The organism is Exiguobacterium sp. KKBO11, assembly GCF_001644945.1.
Lineage (GTDB): Bacteria > Bacillota > Bacilli > Exiguobacteriales > Exiguobacteriaceae > Exiguobacterium_A > Exiguobacterium_A abrahamii.
In genome coordinates this window covers 731536-751207 of the sequence record NZ_LUCU01000011.1, presented here as the reverse complement: position 1 = coordinate 751207, position 19672 = coordinate 731536, and the positions used below count along the sequence as shown (strand labels likewise).

Sequence of the window (19672 nt, the reverse complement as noted above, 5' to 3'; positions counted from 1 at the left end):
TTTCCGTTAGCGTCGTAAACGTGGGTCGAACGCATCACGCAGTCCATCTGCCAACATATTGAAGCTGACCATGAGGAGTACGATGACCGTCGATGGAACAACGAGCAAGAATGGGAACGTTTTGAGTTCTTTGTACCCTTCGTTGATCAATGTACCGAGTGACGGTTGTGGTGGTGCAAGTCCTAAACCGATGAAGCTTAAGAACGCTTCGAAGAAGATCGCACTTGGAATCGTGAACATGAGTGAGATGATGATCGTTCCCAAGGTATTTGGAATCAAATGTTTAAAGATCAATCGTGCGCTAGAAGCACCAAGTGTTCGTGCTGCAAGTACGAATTCTTGGTTCTTTAGTTTCAGGATCTGACCGCGAACGAGTCGGCTCATACCGATCCAGCCAGTGATTGTCATTGCGAGAATGATCGTCGTAATACCTGGTTCAAGGATGAGGATGAACAGAATGATCAAGATCAAGTTTGGTACACCTGTCAAAATCTCTGCGATACGTTGCATGATGTTATCGACACGCCCACCGTAATAAGCAGAAATTCCACCGTATGTTACACCAACGAGAACATCGATGAGTGCTGCCATCAAACCGATGAATAACGAAATCTTTGTTCCTTCCCAGACACGTGACCAAAGATCACGACCGAGGTGATCCGTACCAAACCAAAAGTTTTCTTTTACTTGTTTTTGTTCATAGAAATCAATCGGTGTATCTCCAAGTGTTGCCATACCGTCAAAACCTGCCCACTCTAAACCAGTAATTTTAGGTGGGAGTTTAGCTTGCGTGATTGTTTGGGTATAAGGGTCATTACCAGACAAAGCAGGTCCGACCAATGACATGATCGCGATGATGATGATGACAGCAAGTGAGAGAATTGCCGCTTTGTTCTTGCGTAGACGCATCCAAGCATCTTGCCAGAAGTTTAAGCTTTTACCAGCAAGGCGTTCCCCTGCTTGTTCATTGAACTCAACGTGTTGGAACAGCGATGAATCAAACTGTTCTGCTTTTGCATTTGAATTTTGTTCAGCCATTATTTGTTACCCCCCAAACGAATCCGTGGATCAACGACACCGTATAGTAAGTCGACGATCAAAATCATAAGAATGAAGACTGCTGAGAAGAATAATGTCGTACCCATGATGACCGTGTAGTCGTTTTGTGTAATCGACGATACGAATAACTCACCAAGTCCTGGTACAGCAAAAATTTTCTCGATGACGAGTGTTCCCGTAATCAACGCTGCTGTCATTGGTCCAAGAATCGTGATGGCAGGAATCAAGGCGTTCCGAACCATGTGTTTCCAAGTAATCGATTGACCATCTAGGCCTTTCGCTCTAGCTAACGTGACGTAATCCTGACCTGTAACTTCTAACATCTCCGTTCGGACGAATCGAGCAATCGAGGCTGTGACCCCAAGTGATAACGATATGGTCGGCAAGATGGTATGCGCCGGGCTTTCCCAGAACGCGACTGGCAAAACGCCCCATTTCACGCCGACATAGTACTGAAGGAGTGAGGCGAATACGAAGGACGGTACCGAGATTCCGATAACCGATACGAACATCGCACCGTAATCGACAACTGAGTTGTGACGAAGTGCCGCGATGACACCAAGTACAAGTCCAAGCAATACACCAAGAATCAATGCTTGAATTCCGAGTTGAGCCGATGGTCCGATCCGTTCAGCAATTAAATCCGTAACTGGACGGCTATCGTATTTGAACGATACCCCAAGGTCTCCTTGGAACAAGTTGACCATGTACGCTGCATAGCGTTGTGGCAGCGGATCATTCAAGTTGTACTTATCCCGAAGGATATTCAACTGTTCAGGAGAAAGTTTCTCCTGGTTTTGGAACGGTGAACCTGGTAGCAGATCCATCAGGAAGAAAGTGAACGAAGCGATGAGTAAAAACGTCAGTACGCCGTAAACTAGGCGTTGAGCTAAATAACGGCCCATAAGATGGCACCCCCTATAAAGATTTTCTGTTTTTTTCGAAACATCAATAAAATCAGTATGACCCACAATTGTCGGAACATTCAAGAATTTTGTCATAAAAATTTAAAAATTCTTTTTTTATTGTGCTTTGATTTGATGTTCGTTTGGATGTTTTTCTAATTTCATCCAATAGTCAGAATTTTTCGTTTGATTCCATTATACTTTGCTAACAAAGTAATTAGAACTACTTTTTTACGAAACTTTCACATTTTCGATAAAAATGAGTTTCCATTCATAAAAAGTAGTATAAAACAGGAGCGTACCCGAACTGATCAGGGGACGCTCCCATTCTCGATTACTTAATATCAACGTATTTGTATTGGAAATCTGCTCCGAACAACTGACGGTTGAAATCTTTAACCGTCGGACGGCTCAAGTATGCAGAACCAGCTTGATAGATTGGCGCGATGGCTTGATCTTTTTCAATCAATTGTGCTTCCGCTTGTTTAAAGAGATCAAGACGTTTATTTAAATCAGACTCTTCATTTGCTGCGTTCAACAATTTATCATAAGCTGCAGACTTGTAGTTGACGTCGTTTTGGCTGTTCGTTGATTCGAAGATGGAAAGGTTAGACATTGGATCTTGGTAATCCGGACCCCAAAGTGAGTAAGAGATTTGGTAATCTCCTTTTGTTTCAAGATCGAGTTTGTTTTTGAACGGTTGTTGTTTGATTGAAACAGTAACGTTCGGAAGATTTTTCTCGATCTGACCTTTCATGTACTCACCGATTTTCTTCGCATCTTCACTATCGAACGACAGAAGTTCAATCGTCGTTTTCTTATCGCCGTTTGCTTTTTTCCAAAGATCTGCTGCTTCTTTTCCATCGCGGTCGAACCAGTTGATGTCGCTCGTATAGTCTTTACCAGACGCATCTTTGACGAATTCCTTTGGAATGAAGCTTGTTGTTGGAATCGAACCGTTCGCAAGAAGCGTATCTGTGATTCCTTTTGGATCGATCGCACGAGCGATCGCTTTACGTGCATCGACATCTTTCATCGTCGCATCTTCGTTATTGAATTTTAGATAAGCGATCGAAGAACGAAGCGCTGTCTTGAATTCAGGCTTCGATTTGTAAGCTTCAACTTGCTCTGAAGTCAAAACTGCGTAATCGACATCGTTTGAATCATAAAGATTTACTACTGTCGAATTATCTTTAACGACACTGATTGTAACTTCGTCGAGTTTGACAGCATCTTTATCCCAGTAGTTATCGTTTTTCTTCAGGACACGTTTTGAATCCGTTTTCCAAGATTCCCAAACGAAAGGACCGTTATAGAGTAATTTATCTGGTTTAAGCGAGAAGTCTTTTTCATTCTTTTTGTAGAAGTCTTCACTGATCGGTGTGTACGTACCGAACGATGTCAGTGAGAGGAAATACGGCGCTGGACGCTCGAGTTTTACTTCTAATGTTTTGTCGTCAAGTGCTTTAACACCGAGTTCGTCGACAGCTTTTTTACCTTGTGTGACATCAGCGCCGTTTTTTAACGTGTCAAAGATGTACGAGTAACTAGATGCTGTTTTCGGATCAGCAGCACGTTTCCAAGCAAATTCGAAATCTTGTGCTTTGACGGGTGAACCATCTGACCATTTTGAGTCGCGAAGTGTGAACGTATACGTCAAGTTATCACTTGAGATATCTGTTTTTTCTGCAAGTGCCGGAATCGCTTTTCCGTCTTTATCGAGACGGTAAAGACCTTCCATCGTGTTCCCGATCATGTTGAAAGCAACAGAATCCGTAGCCTTCGCTGGATCGACTGTCGTAATGTCAGAAGTATCCGTTAAACGTAGATTTTTCTTTCCGTCTGTTGAACCTGAATCACTGTCTCCGCCACCTGTCGAACATCCAGCAAGCACTGCGCTTCCTGCAAGCATGACTGATAATGCGAGACCGACTGTTTTTTTCTTCATCGGTAGGTCATCTCCTTTTCAATTTCCAAGTTGCCATAATGCCTATGACATCAATAACGTCCCGCCGAAACTGCAATGTATTCCCCAAAATGCATTGACCTAGTTTCAAAAACTTAAACGAAGTGATAAATTGATTTTATGTGAGAATAGCATTAACGTCAAGTAAATAGTCACACTATTTGCTATTTTGCATCATTCGTCTGTTACCGATTCGTAACAGGATTAAAAGTTTCGTATACTAAGATTATCAATGCATAAAAGGGGGATTTTCATGCGATCGACCTATTTCCGACCGGTCATCATTGCGGTCATTCTGTTGTTAATTTATACGATATGGGCGACTATCATCGATTCGACGCACGGTATTTTATACCATCTATCCGGTGGGTTGTTCATTGGAGGCTTTTTGCTTATGGCAATCGGATTCTTTTCCAACATGTCGGCTAACGGCTTCTTCCGTGGAATGACAGCTGGATTTAAAAAACAACGGGAAGCGAAGCTTCGAGAGATTGATGGCGATTACTACGAAGAGGATGACGAAGAGGAAGAAGTCCTCCGTAAAAAGCAAAATCGGGCTTCTGCCCGAACGAAACCCTATGTTTCTAGTGGTATTATCTTCATCATCGTATCGCTGATCATCTCTTACTTTTAATCGAAATCACCGTGACGTACCTTCTATCGTATGGTAAACTTAAGTGAATTAAACAAGAAAACACGACGACAAAGAGTAGTAACTTAGGTACATCCCTCTCAGAGAGTCCATGGTGCTGGAAATGGACAGGTGATGCCTACGTGAATGGACTTTCGAGTGGCTGATTCGAATCAAGTAGAGTCAGATGGGTTTGCCCATTACAGCAAATTGAGCGGCTATGCGAATAGCAACTTGGGTGGCAACGCGATGAATCGTCCCTTGATTTTCAAGGGGCGTTTTTTATTTTGATTTTATTATTTGGAGGGATTTCATTATGAAAACGATTTTCTCAGGTATCAAACCAACGGGAACAGTAACACTCGGAAATTACTTAGGTGCGATGAAACACTTCGTTAACTTACAAGATGGTCATGATGCGTATTATTGTGTCGTTGACTTGCACTCGATCACGGTCGATATCGATCGTGTCGAACTGATGAACAATACACGTGCACTCGCAGCTCTTTATATCGCAAGTGGTCTGAATCCAGAAAAATCAACAATCTTTGTTCAATCAGAAGTCAAAGCGCATGCACAACTCGGCTGGATGTTGACGTGTCTTTCTGGAATGGGTGAACTAGAGCGTATGACACAGTATAAAGATAAATCACAAGGAAAAGACCGAATCGGTGCAGGATTGTTTGTCTATCCGACACTCATGGCAGCTGATATCCTACTCTATGATGCGGAACTCGTTCCAGTCGGTGATGATCAAAAACAACATATTGAGTTAACGCGTGACTTGGCTCAACGTTTTAATAGTCGTTACTATGAGACGTTCACATTACCAGAACCAATCATCGCTGAATCAGGAGCACGAATCATGAGCCTGACGACGCCAGACAAAAAGATGTCAAAATCTGATCAGAATCCGAAGGGCTTCATCTCGATGCTTGACGCACCAGAAGTCATTCGTAAAAAAGTAAAATCAGCCGTCACGGACTCAGAAGGGATCGTCAAATTCGATCGGGAAAATAAACCAGGTGTATCGAATTTGCTTGAGATTTACTCACTACTCGCTGGCATCTCGATTCCAGATCTCGAAACCAAATACGAAGGTTCGAACTACGGAACATTTAAAGCAGATGTCGCGGAAGCTATCATTTCAGAACTCGAACCGATTCAACAACGCTACTATGAGTTGATTGATTCTGAAGAGCTCGATCAGATTCTCGACGCTGGACGAGACCGTGCTGAAGCCGTTGCTGCTAAAAAACTCGCGAAAATCGAGAAGGCAATGGGCCTACAACGGAAGCGTGCCAAAGTAAAAAAATAAGTCTTACTCCAAAAGAGATCGGAATGCTTCGGTCTTTTTTGATATCTCCAAATAAAAAAACTGCTTCCGAATTAAATCGGAAGCAGTTTTTATTTTGCTTATTTTCCTTCGATTGAAGCCCATTTGTACGAGAAGTCTGCGCCGAAGTTATGCTCGACGACTCCTTTGACGTATGGTTTAACGAGGAATGCACGTCCACGCTGATAAACAGGTGAGATCGCTGCAGAGTCGAGAAGGATTTTCTCAGCTTCTTGCAATTCAGACCAACGTTTTGCTGCATCTGTTTGTGTTTGTGCATCTTTGATGAGTTTATCGTACTCTTTGTCCGACCATTTACCACGGTTGTATGGTCCGCCTGTGACGAAGAGATCGAGGAACGTCATTGGATCTTGGTAGTCAGGACCCCATCCTGCGAGTGAGAACTGGAAGTCACCTTTGTTTTCAAGATCAAGTTTGTTTTTGAATGGTTGTTGCTTGATCGTAACCTTCATACCTGGAAGGTTTTTCTCAAGTTCACCTTTCAAGAACTCACCGATTTTCTTCGAATCATCGCTATCATAGTTCAAGAGCTCAAGATCAACCGATTTTTGACCGATTTCCTTTAAGCCCTCTTCCCAGAGTTTTTTCGCTTCGTCTGCATTGTATTCGTTGAATCCAGGATACTTGTCGCGGAAATCTTCTCCGTCAGCATCTTTCGCGAAATCTTTTGGTACGAGATAGTTCGCTGGAAGTGATCCGTTTGCGAGGATGACATCTGTGATCCCTTTTTTATCGTAACCCATGTCGATTGCGCGACGGATTTTTTCGTTATCAAGCGCTTTTACCTTCGTGTTGAGGTAGAGGTAGAAGATTGTTGATTCGCCTTTTGTTTTGAATTCTTTATTATCTTTGAACTGGGCAACGAACTCAGAAGTTAGAGTAGTACGATCGATGTCACCTTTTTCATACAAGTTAACACCAGTCGCAACTTCTTTAACGACCTTAACGTTGATCGTTTTAAGTTTAACGGCATCTTTATCCCAGTAGTTATCGTTTTTGACCATTTTCCAGCCTTGCTCACGTGTCCACTCTGTTAATTTGAATGGTCCGTTATAGAGTGCTTTGTCTGCAGTCGAACCGAAGTCTTTCCCGATTTTCTTCGAGAGTTCTTCTGATTTCGGCATGAATGGACCGAATCCAGTGAGTCCGAGGAAGTAATCTGCAGGTGCTTTTAATTTAACTTCAAACGTTTTGTCGTCGATTGCTTTGACGCCGACAGCATCACGCTCACCTTTTTTCGTGTTGTACTCTTCTGCACCTTCGATGTTGTAGAAGACGTATGCATACTGTGAAGCGTTCTCTGGATTAAGAACTTCTTTCCATGCATATTCGAAGTCTTTAGCTGTGATTGGTGTACCGTCAGACCACTTCGCATCACGTAATTTGAACGTATATGTTAATTTGTCATCTGATACTTCATGACTTTCAGCAATACCTGGTGTTGGTTGCTGTTTGTCATCAAGACGGTAAAGACCTTCCATCGTGTTGTTCAACACATTGAATGAAACCGAGTCTGTTGAAGTCGTCGGGTTAAGTGTCGGGATATCCGAACCTTCGATCAAGTTAAGTGTTTGATCACTAGATTTTTTGTCTGAACCTGTGTCGCCCGATTTGTCGCCTGAATCCGTTGTCGAACAAGCTGCGAGGAACGCACTTGATACGAGAGCTACTGAAGTAGCTAAAGCAAAACTTTTCTTCTTCATGTTACGATGACCCCCCTAGGTTTCTAAAAAATGATACTGTCAGGTTTTTGACCGAAAAAAAAAGAATTACTATATTCGAATCAAACCCTTCGTTACAAATAGTTTACAATGTTCTGATAATTTTGCAAACCTTTTATCCGATTTTTCTAAATATTTTTTCAAAAAAGACTGGGACCTCACGAAAAAATGGTCCCAGCTCAGTGATTATTTTAGAATTTTCATTGCGCGAAGTAGGTATTCCGGTCCATAAATCGGTACTTCGATTCCTTGAATCGTATCAGAAACATATAATTTCTCTGTCGTCTGATACAAAGGAACGATGACGGCATCTTGATTGATCAACTGTCTTTCAGCTTGATGATATAACGCCTGTTTTTTCTTCATCTCTCGTACCTGCCGTGCTTTTTCGATCATTTGATCGTACGTGTCTGATTGATAGTTTACGGAATTCAACGGATTATCTGATACGAACTGATTCAAATATGCAAGTGGACCTGGATAATCCGGCATCCATCCCGTTAACGTCATCGCGTACTGAGCTGACTGTTCTTTATCAATCTTCTCTTCAATCGAAGCTGGTTTAAGAACGATATCAATATCAGGCAACTGTTTCTCAAGATACGTCTCGAGCTGTTGACCAATCCGTTTTGCCTGTGGATCATCAAAATTAAGCATCTCGATTCGTTGTTTCTTCTGTTGTTTACCATTTTCTTTTTTTACTTGTACCGGTTCTGTCATTAATACATTCGTATCTGTGACGACGAATCGATTCGTCGGAATGCCTGCATATCCTAAAGGAAGTTGAACGGACTCTTTTTCCATCAAGGCGTAAGCAATTCGTTTTCGGAGTGTCTTTTCGCGGAAGGCTTCATTTTTTTGATTAAATGCGATATAAAAGACACCGCTCCGCTTTTTTTGATAGGTTGGTCGAGAGACTTGATCTTCTTGTGTCTCGACACTCTCTTGTAACGGAAGAATCGCTGCTTTACTGTTCTCATACGTACTCCATTGCGTCTGATGATCAGAGATGATGCGACTTTTCACTTCTTCGACTGTGACAACATTTTGTTGATGATACTGGTTGTTTTTCTTAAGCGTATATCCGTTTTTCGACATATTCTCTAGTGTAAACGCACCATTACCCGTGAGGTCTTGCCACTTCTTGGATTCCGGTTGGGGATAAAAGACGGACATCGCGAGTAATTCTTTTAGATTCGAAACCGGCTGATTCAGCGTGATGACAAGTTGATCGCGTCCTTTCGCCTTTACACCTAAACGCTCTGGCTTCATTTTTCCGTCATTGACGGCACGTCCATTTTCAAACACTTCAAATAAAAAACCATAAGGAGAATTCGTTTTATTAGCTGCGACACGTCGGAAACTATCGACAAAGTCTTGTGCCGTGATCGGCTGACCCTGCGCATTTTTCGTTTGTTTGAGTTGAATCGTATACGTCAGACGATCCTTTGAGACTGACATATCCTGTGCTAATCCTCTACGGACGGATGTCCCAGAAGTAAAGACATATAATCCTTCATAAAGTTGTGCTAACAGTGTCTGAGAACGGCTATCCGTCGCTAACGCAATATCGGATGTCTTCGGGAGTGTTGATTCAATCAATTCAACCTTCACTGCTTGGGTTTCCTGATCTGTTTTCGTCTTTTGAGATGATGATAGACGATATATGAGCGTACCACTGAGACCAATCAATAAAAATAGGATCAGTATCAGGATTGATGTTTTTCTTGTGATGTTAGTCATAAACGACTCCTTTCTGCGTCAAACACGCATTTCTCTATTGAATCAGAAAATCAGCAAAAAAGCGACCCCTCGTTTTTCCAAGGGAATCGCTTAAGCTTAAGCTTCGTATCGTTTGAAGACGAGTGATGCGTTGTGTCCACCGAACCCAAGCGAATTGCTCAGGGCGTAATTCAATTCAACGCTCCGTGCACCTTCCGTCACGTAATCAAGATCACAGCCTTCACTCGGCTGTTTGAGATGAATCGTTGGGTGAACGGTTTGTTCTTGTAACGATTTGATCGTCGCAATCGCCTCGACGCCACCAGCGCCACCAAGTAAGTGACCAATCATCGATTTCGTTGAGTTGACGACGAGTTGTTTTGCCTGTTCACCGAAGACACTATGGATTGCTTTTGTTTCAAGAATGTCGTTCATCGGTGTGCTCGTTCCGTGTGCATTGATGTATCCGACTGCTTCTGGTGCGATACCTGCATCTTGGATTGCCATTGCCATCGCACGCGCTCCACCGTCTCCATCTGGATCTGGAGCTGTGATGTGGTAGGCGTCAGCTGTTAATCCATACCCACTGACTTCAGCATAGATTTTTGCGCCACGTGCTACCGCATGCTCGTACTCTTCAAGAATCAAGATGCCTGCCCCTTCTCCCATGACGAATCCATCACGTCCTTCGTCAAACGGACGGCTTGCTGTCTCAGGATCATGATTCGTTGACATCGCTTTGTTGGAACAAAAACCAGCAAACGCTAAGTTCGTGATTGGCGCTTCCGCTCCACCAGCGATCATGACATCTGCATCGCCTCGTTCAATGACACGAAGTGCTTCCCCGATGGCATTCGTTCCTGAAGCACATGCTGTGACAGAACAATTATTCGGCCCCTTGGCTCCGGTATAGATCGATACCTGACCGCTTGCCATGTTCGGAATCATCATCGGAATGAAGAACGGGCTGACACGACGGTGTCCACGCTCGAAGTAAATCTTCGCTTGTTTCTCGATTGTCTCCACGCCACCGATCCCTGATCCAATCCAGACACCTGCACGTTCAGCAATCGACTTGATATCAATTTCAGCATCTTTTACAGCTTCCATACTTGCAACGAGTGAGTAATGAACGAAGCGGTCCATCTTACGTGCTTCTTTTGCCTCGATGAATTCTGTCACATCGAAGTTCTGCAATTCGCCAGTGACCTTCGTCGGATACTCATCGATATCGAGACGCTCCATCGGTCGAATTCCGTTCGTTCCTTCTTTTAATGCTTCCCAGAATGTATTGGCATCATTCCCGATTGGTGTCAGTGCTCCGATTCCTGTGACTACAACGCGTTTTCTCATCATCTTATGTGTTCTCTCCTTTAGTCCAAGTAATGTATGCTGCTCCCCAAGTCAATCCGGCACCGAATCCAGCAAGTACAAGTTTCGTACCTGGTGTCAGGCGTCCTTGTTGACGTGCTTCTTCGAGTGCAAGTGGGATCGAAGCAGCCGATGTATTCGCATGCTCATCGATGGTGACGATGACTTTCTCTTGTGGTATATGCAGTCGTTCGCACGCTGCATCGATAATTCGCAGGTTTGCTTGATGCGGAATCAAGATATCGATGTCTTCGAGCGTACTATCCGCTTTTTGAATGACTTTTTCAACGATTTCCGGTAATTTACGAACGGCGAACTTAAAGACTTCACGACCATTCATCTCGATTGGTCCATCGATGTCCTTAAACAACAGATGAGCGCCACGTCCGTCTGTCCCGAGTTCAAAAGCATTTAGCCCCTCTTGCTCAGTTTGTCCGATGACGACCGCTCCTGCACCGTCTCCAAATAAGATGGCAGTTGACCGGTCTGACCAGTCGACGATACTCGACATTTTTTCAGCACCGATGACGAGCGCATGTTTTCCTTCGACTGTTGCTAACATGCTAGCAGCTGTTTGTAATGCAAAGATGAAGCCACTACATGCCGCACTAATATCGAATGCAGTCGCTCCGCGTGCTCCAAGACGCTCTTGAACGATACAGGCAGTAGAAGGAAATGCTCGTCCTGTTGCCGTTCCGACGACGATCAACCCGATGTCCTCTACTGTCAATCCAGCATCATCAAGCGCTTTCTGAGCAGCTTCTGTCGCTAAGTCAGTGACATCCACATCATCGGCTGCAATCCGTCGTGCCCCGATTCCTGTCCGTGTCCGAATCCATTCATCGCTCGTATCGAGCGTCGTTGCTAATTCATCGTTCGTCACGCGCCGTGACGGCAAAGACGTTCCTAATCCTACAATCCCGATCTTCATAAGGCATCCCCTTTTGTTATTAGTATCTGGTACTAATATAAAGCGTTAATATGCTTTTGTCAAAGAAAAAAGGAAGAGCATGGTCTCCCGTGCCCTTCCCCCATACCTCATTCTGCTAACGTCCGTACGACTTCCATGACCATTTTAGCGGAATTGATTGACGCAATCTCGAGGAATTCATCAAACGAGAGTGACGCTTCTTCATTGGCGCTATCTGAAATCGAACGCGTTACGACAAACGGAACACCGAACTGATGACAGACCTGTGCGATTGGTGCTGCTTCCATCTCGACGGCTGCGACTTCTGGGAAGTGCGCCTTGATTTGAGCAGAGCGCTCTGAATCGTGGATGAATGAATCGCCTGTCGCAATCAATCCATGAACGACGCGAATCGCATCCATCCGCTCAATGACGACTTCTGCCGTCGCAACAAGCTTCGGATCTGCTTGATAGGCAGCTGGCATTCCAGGTACCTGACCATATTCGTATCCAAATGCCGTCACGTCGACGTCGTGGTGACGTACTTCTGTTGAGACGACGACATCCCCGACCGTTAAGCCTTCCTTGAATCCACCTGCTGAGCCCGTATTGATGACAGCACTTGGTTTATAGTGATCCAGCAATAATGTCGTCCCGATCGCAGCATTCACTTTCCCGATTCCTGACTTCAAGATGACGACAGGAACACTATTTAAAAGCCCTTCATAAAAATGATAGTTTGCGATGACTGTATCTTTACGTTCTGATAACTCATTACGCAATAAGTTAACTTCCTCTTCCATTGCGCCGATGATTGCGATTGGCATAATTCATTCCTCCATCAAACAGAAAGCCGGATTGCTCCGGCTCCTGTGTTCTTTATTTGATCGATGTAATTTTTACTGCGTATTCGCCGCCTGGTGCTGGTACAGAGACTTGATCTCCGACTTGGTGCCCCATTAAACTTTTCGCGATTGGTGATTCGTTCGAGATTTTACCAGTGAACGGATCTGCTTCGGCACTACCGACGATCGTGTACGTATCTTCTTCGTTATCTTCAACACTTAAGAAAGTGACCGTCGTTCCGATACCGACAACCGAGATATCTTTCTCTTCTTCTGAGATGATGGCAACATTACGAAGCATCTCTTCAAGTTGAGCGATTCGGCCTTCGACCATCGCTTGCTCTTCTTTTGCTGAATCGTACTCTGCGTTCTCTGAAAGGTCACCGAACGAACGGGCAATCTTGATGTTCTCGACGACTTCTTTCCGGCGGACTGACTTCAATTCATTCAATTCATTTTCAATGTTCGCTTTACCTTCAAGCGTCATGTAGTATTGCTTTTCTGCCATTTTTGTCACGCTCCTTTTTATTCCACTAGTATAGTATATTCACATCTTTTTTGGAATCAATATCCTCTTTGATCGAGTGCTGAACGATAATCAAGAATCGCTCGAATCTTCGTCACGAGTAAATCGATAGCGACATGATTCTCGCCGCCTTCCGGTACGATGATGTCCGCATACCGTTTTGTTGGTTCACAGAACTGCAGATGCATCGGACGAACGACGTTCGTGTACTGCTCAACGACTGAGTCGATTGAACGTCCACGTTCGTTGATATCGCGTTGCATCCGACGCAGAATGCGAACGTCCGCATCCGTATCGACGAACACCTTGATATCCATTAGTTCCCGTAACCGTTCGTCTTCAAGCGCTAAAATTCCTTCTACGATGATGACATCGCGTGGTTCGAGACGAATCGTTTCTTGTGCCCGTGTGTGGGCGACATAATCATATACCGGTTTTTCAACGGCAATGTTTTCACGGAGCGACTGAATGTGCTCGATCAACAGACCATTATCAAAAGCGAACGGGTGATCATAGTTTGTCTGATACCGCTCCTCCATTGATAAATCGCTTTGATCTTTATAATACGCGTCCTGCTCAATCATGACGATTGATTCACTCGGGAACGCATCGACGAGTGAACGTGCCACCGTCGTCTTCCCTGAACCCGTTCCGCCCGCCACACCAATTACTACCGGTTTTTGCATGTCATTCGTTCCTCCATCATTTCGACTTTTTCCTACTGACGGATACACCGTCACCGAGCGGAAAAATCGTCGTATCGTATTGTTCTTGTTCCATCATCCAGACCGTGAATTCCTTGACGAGACGCACGAGTCGACGTCTTCTTCGATCGAATGTCTTCGGATCAGACTCGAGGACATCTCCGTGTAAGAAGAGATTATCCGTATAGAGCACGCCGCCCTCAGGAATGAGTCGCCCATATCCTGCAAAGAATTTTTTATACTGTCCTTTAGCGGCATCAATGAAGACCGCATCGAACTGGTCTTCAAGCGTTTCGGCTAATTCTACTGCATCACCGAAAATGATGTCAATCCGGTCCGCCACATCTGACCGGGCGATGAAGGTTTTTGCTTCTTCATACCGCTTCGCATTTCGTTCAATCGTCGTAATCCGCGCATCCGGTAGCGCACGCGCCATCCGAATCGCACTATATCCGATTGCGGTTCCGACTTCTAGAATGCGCTTCGGTTGTTGTAACCGCAGGAGCGATAACAAGACTTCGGAACCTGTCAGTTCGATGATTGGTATATGATTTTCTTCCGCATAACGCTCCATTTCTTCTAACAGAGCATCTCGAGGATGAATCATTGATTCGACATAGGTCGTGAAATCATTCACGCCATTCACTCCCTCTTCCGCATAAACAGGTTGACTTGAAGCGAACTTCCCGCTTCAACCCAACCCGTTGCTCATTGCTCTTTACTCGCTTCGTATTCGACCCATTCCGGCTTATACTTAACGACGTTTCGTTGATGTTCTTCATATGTCTCTTCGTATAGAATCTGTCCTCGTGGATGTTTATCACTTGGTGGACGGGCGAAGAAATAGACATATTTCGTTTTATTCGGATTTAACACGGCAAGTACCGAATCCTTACTGACCGTTGAAATCGGACCGATCGGAATGCCTTCGTACTTATACGTATTGTACTTCGAATTATTCTCGAGATCCTTCAGCGTCGTTAAGGCCGTATTTTCACCTGTGCCATACCAAACCGTTGGATCCGACTGTAACTTCATGCCGTCATCCAATCGATTTTTGAAGACACCAGCGATTTCACGACGATCATCTGGTGTCGCCGCTTCACGCTCGACCATGGAACCGAGACTGAGTACTTCATGGAAGGTCATGCCTGATTTTTGAATGGCATCTTCATTCTCATCGTAGACTTTTTCTGTTTCATCGAGCATCGTCTCGACGATTTGATCAATGCTTTTTCCTTTATCAAACTCATATGTTGCTGGGAAGAGATACCCTTCAAGTGCATACAAGACACCATTCTTCTTCACTTCATCCGTCAACATCGGATATTTTTCAATCATGCTGTCGATGAATGTCGCATCCGTCAATTCTTTACGGACCGTCTCTTCCTTGAAGTTCGTTGCTTTCGCGATCAAAGCAATTTGACGATCCATCGTGATGCCTTCAGGTAACGTGATTTTCACATCCGCTGCCTTCATGACCGTTCCCGTCTTTAATTCATTGATGATTTCATCCGGGGACATGGCTTGTGACAGTGTATACGTACCCGCCTGGAATGACGATTCATTCTTGTAACGGACGTAGTAACGGAAAATCGTCTCGTTTGCAATCAAGTCTTTTTCCTTTAGTAAAGAAGCAATCGAACTCGTCCCTGCTCCTAAAGGAATTTCGACTTTGACGGATTTCGTCGCTGTTTCATCGACTGGTTCAAGCGCATTTTTCAAAAAGACATAGACGACCGCACTGGCAACTAGAAAAATCGTCAACAATACAGAAAGGATGATTAGCGTAATCCGGCGTGATGTCCGGCGTCGCCTTTTTTCGATTTCAGCATTTTGCTTCCATTCGTTCTCCATCGGTTCCTCCTTCTTCTCTTAAAACAAGGTGACATCGTAAGAGAAAGTCTCTTACGACGTCACCTGTCATGAGTCGGGTTAGTCTAACTGGTCTTCGAGCGTGTTAAAGACTTCTTCGATTTCATCCCAAGTCGCTGTATCGTCTTCATCGATTGGTACGAGGTTGAAGTCGTTATCTCCATCACCGTATTCGTCGAGTTCGTAAACGAAGATGTCGACTTCTTCTGCTTCGTCATAGTCTGCTCCGATTGGCTCGAGGAAGATGTATGTCTTGCTCGAACGTGGGCTTTCATAACGCAGACGTTCTACGAATTCGAAATCATTTCCTTCGCCGTCCGGAATTACGTAACGTGTTGGTTCATTCTGTTGCATCAGTGATCCGCTCCTTTAACGCAAGCTCGAGTTCATCCCAAGTTTGCTCATCATTTTCATCGATCAGGCTCAATTCGAAATCATCTTCGCCTTCTCCATATTCATCGATCTCACAGATGATCAGATCATCTGCTCCTTCGTCAGGGTTACCGATCATTTCAAGAAACAGATAGGTTTTTCCTGTACGTTCACTCGAGTAACGGTACCATTCTTCGAAAAGATGTTCGCCGCCCTCTTCATCTGGAAAGAGATACTGACGTTTTTCTTCAGCCATCGGTTTCTCCCCCTTCATCGGTTCGTCCGATCCAAGTACGATTGCAGGATCATGACGGCAGCCATCTTATCGATGACTTGTTTACGCTTTTTACGGCTGACATCGGCATCGATCAGCATCCGTTCTGCTTGCATCGTCGTCAACCGTTCATCCATGAAGACGACTTCAAGCCCGGTATGCTGTTCGATTTCCTTCGCAAAAGCTTCACTTGCTTCTGCGCGGGGACCGATGGAACCGTTCATGTTTTTCGGAAGACCAATGACTAGGATTTCGACATTGTATGTCTTCATGATGACATCGAGCCGTTTGAAGGCTTCTGGATAATCTGGTTCCGTCCACTTGACCGTCTCAACGCCTTGCGCCGTCCAGCCCATCAAGTCACTGACCGCTACCCCGATCGTCTTCGAACCGACATCTAGTCCCATTGCACGTTTCATTTTGAATTTCCACTCTCCGCCAAATAAGATTTCACGAGTTCTTCGAGCAATTCGTCGCGTTCAATCTTACGAATTAAATTACGTGCGTCATTATGACGAGGAATGTAAGCAGGATCTCCTGAAAGGAGATAGCCGACGATTTGGTTGATCGGATGATATCCTTTTTCTTCTAAAGCATGATAGACCGTCAACAACACATCACGTGTCGCTGCTTTGTTATCGTCTTCCGGAAAGTTGAATTTCATCGTTTGATCCATCTGACTCACGTTCATCACCTCTTTCATATACACTACGTTTCTATTATGCCAGTGATTGCACGTATTGTGAAGCGTACGCGAGTGCTTCTTCTAATTTCGACGCATCTTTTCCGCCAGCTTGAGCCATGTCAGGGCGACCGCCACCGCCACCACCGCAGCGTGTTGCGACTTCCTTGATCAATTTACCAGCATGATAGCCTTGGTCGATTAAATCTTTTGAGACGCTTGCGACGAGATTGACTTTCTCACCCTGCGCACTTCCGAGAACAATGATTGCTGATCCGAGCGAGCTCTTCAACTCGTCCATCATACCGCGAAGAGCATCCATATCTGAGACGTCGACGCGTTTCGCAAGCACACGCACACCGTTGATTTCCTCAACATCGTCCTTCAATGAAGCAGCTTCGATGTTCGCAAGTTTTGCTTGCAACGATTCATTCGCCCGTTCCGTCTCACGGAGCTGTTGTTGCAGTGCTTCGATGCGAACAGGAACTTCTGTCGTCTTCGTCTTCAAGACAGCTGCTGCTTGTTCGAGTGTTTCCAAGTGTTGATTCATGACACGATATGCGCCTGCACCCGTTACCGCTTCGATTCGGCGTGTACCTGCACCGATACCAGACTCTGAAACGATCTTGAACAAGCCGATTTCTGCTGTGTTCCCGACGTGGATACCGCCACACAACTCGATCGAGTATGTGCCTGCTGAGACGACACGGACCGTTTCACCGTATTTCTCACCGAACAATGCCATTGCGCCTTTTGCTTTTGCATCAGCGATGTTCATCTCTTCGATATCAACCGGTAGTGATGCCCAGATTGCTTGGTTGACGTCTTGTTCAATCTTCGTCAACTCTTCTTGTGTCACTGCACCGAAGTGTGAGAAGTCGAAACGAAGTCGATCTGGAGAAACGAGTGATCCCGCTTGGTTGACGTGTGTTCCGAGCGTATCTTTCAATGCTTTATGAAGCAAGTGTGTTGCCGTATGGTTTTTCGTGACGGCTTTACGCTCTGCTGCTTCGACTGTTGCAACGACGTCTGCAGCTTCCGTTGCGATCCCTGTACGAACGATGACCGTATGCAAGTTTTGACCGTTCGGCGCTTTTTGAACATCTTTGACATCAAGAACGAAGTCTTTGCCTTCGATTGTTCCTGTATCCGCGACTTCACCACCACTTTCAGCGTAGAACGGTGTGATGTCGAGAATGACTTGTGCTTCTTCACCAGCAGCGACTTCTGTGACTCGTTCTCCATCATGCAACAATGCGATGATTTTCGCATCCGCCTTAAGGTCGGTATAGCCGACGAACGTACTTTTATCTTTTAGCGTCGAGAGGACTTCCGATTGCTGCTGCATCGAACCACTCTCTTCACGCGCTGCACGTGCCCGCTGACGTTGTGCATCCATCGCTAGTTTGAAGCCTTCTTCATCAACAGACATCTGATGATCTTCCGCATACTCGACTGTCAATTCGAGTGGGAAACCATACGTGTCATACAGACGGAACGCATCTTCACCACTGATGACATGCTCACCGTTTGCCTTAGACGTCTGAGCGACCGTGTTCAAGATTGCAAGACCGTCATGCAGTGTCTCATGGAAACGTTCTTCTTCGTTTTTGATGACGCGTTTGATGAAGTCCGCTTTTTCTGGCACTTGTGGGTAGAAGTCGACCATGACGTTTCCGACCGTATCGACGAGTTCATACATGAACGGACGCTCGATTCCAAGCATCTTCGCATAACGAACCGCACGGCGTAGTAAACGACGAAGGACATATCCACGACCTTCATTCGAAGGAAGCGCACCGTCACCGATCGCGAATGATACGGTACGGATGTGGTCTGCGATAACCTTGAATGCTACATCCAGTTTTGAATCGTCACGGTAGATTTTACCGCTGATTTCTTCTGTCTTATGAATGATCGGCATGAACAGATCCGTATCGAAGTTCGTCGGCACGTCCTGCATGACACATGCCATCCGTTCGAGTCCCATCCCTGTATCGATGTTTTTACGCGGAAGTTCCGTGTAGTTGCCGTGTCCATCGTGGTTATACTGACTGAAAACGATATTCCAAATCTCGAGATAGCGTTCGTTTTCGCCGCCTGGATAAAGTTCTGAATCGTTCGGATCGTCTCCAAAAGCAGGTCCACGATCGAAGAAGATTTCCGTGTTCGGACCAGATGGACCTTCACCGATTTCCCAGAAGTTATCTTCAAGTGGAATGATCCGCTCAGCCGGTACGCCGAGTTCAAGCCAGATTTGACGCGCTGCGTCATCTTCCGGGTGAATCGTGACCGAGAGACGTTCTGGGTCAAGACCGTACCAGTCATCACTCGTCAAGAGTTCCCAGCCCCATTTGATCGCATCTTCACGGAAGTAATCACCGACAGAGAAGTTTCCGAGCATCTCGAAAAACGTATGGTGACGTGCTGTTTTCCCGACGTTTTCGATATCGTTCGTCCGGATTGATTTTTGTGCGTTAACGATACGTGGATTATCAGGAATGACACGACCATCGAAATACTTCTTGAGTGTCGCAACCCCTGAGTTGATCCACAAGAGCGATGGATCCTCGACCGGTACGAGTGAAGCACTCGGTTCGATCGCATGCCCTTTGCTTTGGAAGAAATCAAGATACATCTGACGGATTTGTGCACCCGTTAATGGTTTTAGAGCTTTCATGAACAGTTACCCCCATTGGTTTTATTTGGACGCAAAAAAGCGATGTCTTCATCCCTGAAAAGGGACGAAAGC

The 19672-nt window shown here is 45.1% G+C and carries 19 protein-coding genes and 2 other annotated features (1 of these 21 cut by a window edge); of the genes, 2 read left to right on the top strand and 17 right to left on the bottom strand.

Features of this window, described 5'->3' with window-relative positions:
• Positions 1-6: 6 nt before the first annotated feature.
• From opp3C to AYO36_RS03895, 3 genes are all read right to left on the bottom strand, one after another.
• Entirely contained in the window at positions 7-1038 is a 1032-nt protein-coding gene (opp3C, locus tag AYO36_RS03905; RefSeq protein WP_064299580.1) for an oligopeptide ABC transporter permease, read from the bottom strand.
• A complete protein-coding gene (opp3b, locus tag AYO36_RS03900; protein WP_064299579.1) occupies positions 1038-1964 on the bottom strand; it encodes an oligopeptide ABC transporter permease in 927 nt (308 codons plus the stop codon). Before opp3b ends, opp3C begins: the two co-directional genes overlap by 1 nt.
• 334 nt (positions 1965-2298) lie before the next feature.
• The gene (locus tag AYO36_RS03895; protein WP_064299578.1) at positions 2299-3912 is read right to left on the bottom strand and encodes a peptide ABC transporter substrate-binding protein; all 1614 of its coding nucleotides are present in this window, start codon (positions 3910-3912) and stop codon (positions 2299-2301) included.
• 271 nt (positions 3913-4183) lie between these two features.
• Here AYO36_RS03895 and AYO36_RS03890 point away from each other — a divergent pair, with 271 nt between their 5' ends.
• Both AYO36_RS03890 and trpS read left to right on the top strand, forming a co-directional pair.
• On the top strand, positions 4184-4564 hold the full coding sequence (locus tag AYO36_RS03890; protein WP_064299577.1) for a DUF3899 domain-containing protein: 381 nt from the start codon (positions 4184-4186) through the stop codon (positions 4562-4564).
• Between the two features lie 56 nt (positions 4565-4620).
• Positions 4621-4826: a binding site (T-box leader), on the top strand.
• Positions 4827-4877: 51 nt separating this feature from the next.
• The gene (trpS, locus tag AYO36_RS03885) at positions 4878-5879 is read left to right on the top strand and encodes a tryptophan--tRNA ligase (protein WP_064299576.1); all 1002 of its coding nucleotides are present in this window, start codon (positions 4878-4880) and stop codon (positions 5877-5879) included.
• A gap of 98 nt (positions 5880-5977) precedes the next feature.
• Here trpS and AYO36_RS03880 read toward each other — a convergent pair whose 3' ends face one another.
• The 14 genes from AYO36_RS03880 to alaS all read right to left on the bottom strand — a co-directional run bounded on the left by AYO36_RS03880 (position 5978) and on the right by alaS (position 19600).
• Positions 5978-7621, bottom strand: coding sequence for a peptide ABC transporter substrate-binding protein (locus tag AYO36_RS03880; RefSeq protein WP_064299575.1), 1644 nt, complete (start codon positions 7619-7621; stop codon positions 5978-5980).
• 204 nt (positions 7622-7825) lie between these two features.
• Positions 7826-9382, bottom strand: coding sequence for a peptide ABC transporter substrate-binding protein (locus tag AYO36_RS03875; protein ID WP_064299574.1), 1557 nt, complete (start codon positions 9380-9382; stop codon positions 7826-7828).
• A 96-nt stretch (positions 9383-9478) separates the two neighbouring features.
• The gene (gene fabF / locus AYO36_RS03870) at positions 9479-10717 is read right to left on the bottom strand and encodes a beta-ketoacyl-ACP synthase II (protein ID WP_064299573.1); all 1239 of its coding nucleotides are present in this window, start codon (positions 10715-10717) and stop codon (positions 9479-9481) included.
• Between the two features lies 1 nt (position 10718).
• Positions 10719-11663, bottom strand: a complete 945-nt coding sequence (locus AYO36_RS03865) for a beta-ketoacyl-ACP synthase III (protein ID WP_064299572.1) — start codon at positions 11661-11663, stop codon at positions 10719-10721.
• A gap of 107 nt (positions 11664-11770) precedes the next feature.
• Positions 11771-12469, bottom strand: a complete 699-nt coding sequence (gene mtnN, locus AYO36_RS03860; protein ID WP_064299571.1) for a 5'-methylthioadenosine/S-adenosylhomocysteine nucleosidase — start codon at positions 12467-12469, stop codon at positions 11771-11773.
• Between the two features lie 52 nt (positions 12470-12521).
• Entirely contained in the window at positions 12522-12995 is a 474-nt protein-coding gene (gene greA / locus AYO36_RS03855; RefSeq protein ID WP_029342224.1) for a transcription elongation factor GreA, read from the bottom strand.
• A 56-nt stretch (positions 12996-13051) separates the two neighbouring features.
• Positions 13052-13699 (bottom strand): uridine kinase, encoded by a 648-nt coding sequence (udk, locus tag AYO36_RS03850; protein ID WP_023468905.1) that lies wholly within the window; start codon positions 13697-13699, stop codon positions 13052-13054.
• Positions 13700-13715: 16 nt separating this feature from the next.
• Complete coding sequence (locus AYO36_RS03845; protein ID WP_081834729.1) at positions 13716-14354, bottom strand: O-methyltransferase; 639 nt, start codon at positions 14352-14354, stop codon at positions 13716-13718.
• A 71-nt stretch (positions 14355-14425) separates the two neighbouring features.
• A complete protein-coding gene (mltG, locus tag AYO36_RS03840) occupies positions 14426-15574 on the bottom strand; it encodes an endolytic transglycosylase MltG (protein ID WP_050677579.1) in 1149 nt (382 codons plus the stop codon).
• 78 nt (positions 15575-15652) lie between these two features.
• Positions 15653-15946, bottom strand: coding sequence for a DUF1292 domain-containing protein (locus AYO36_RS03835; protein ID WP_023468908.1), 294 nt, complete (start codon positions 15944-15946; stop codon positions 15653-15655).
• Entirely contained in the window at positions 15933-16220 is a 288-nt protein-coding gene (locus tag AYO36_RS03830) for a DUF1292 domain-containing protein (RefSeq protein ID WP_023468909.1), read from the bottom strand. The genes AYO36_RS03835 and AYO36_RS03830 overlap by 14 nt, the downstream gene beginning before the upstream one ends.
• Before the next feature lie 14 nt (positions 16221-16234).
• On the bottom strand, positions 16235-16657 hold the full coding sequence (gene ruvX / locus AYO36_RS03825; protein WP_023468910.1) for a Holliday junction resolvase RuvX: 423 nt from the start codon (positions 16655-16657) through the stop codon (positions 16235-16237).
• Positions 16654-16923: an IreB family regulatory phosphoprotein gene (locus tag AYO36_RS03820; RefSeq protein ID WP_029342229.1), complete on the bottom strand. Its 270-nt coding sequence runs from the start codon at positions 16921-16923 to the stop codon at positions 16654-16656. The genes ruvX and AYO36_RS03820 overlap by 4 nt, the downstream gene beginning before the upstream one ends.
• A gap of 34 nt (positions 16924-16957) precedes the next feature.
• Entirely contained in the window at positions 16958-19600 is a 2643-nt protein-coding gene (alaS, locus tag AYO36_RS03815) for an alanine--tRNA ligase (protein WP_064299570.1), read from the bottom strand.
• Between the two features lie 57 nt (positions 19601-19657).
• Positions 19658-19672, bottom strand: a binding site (T-box leader) (it continues 196 nt past the right edge of the window).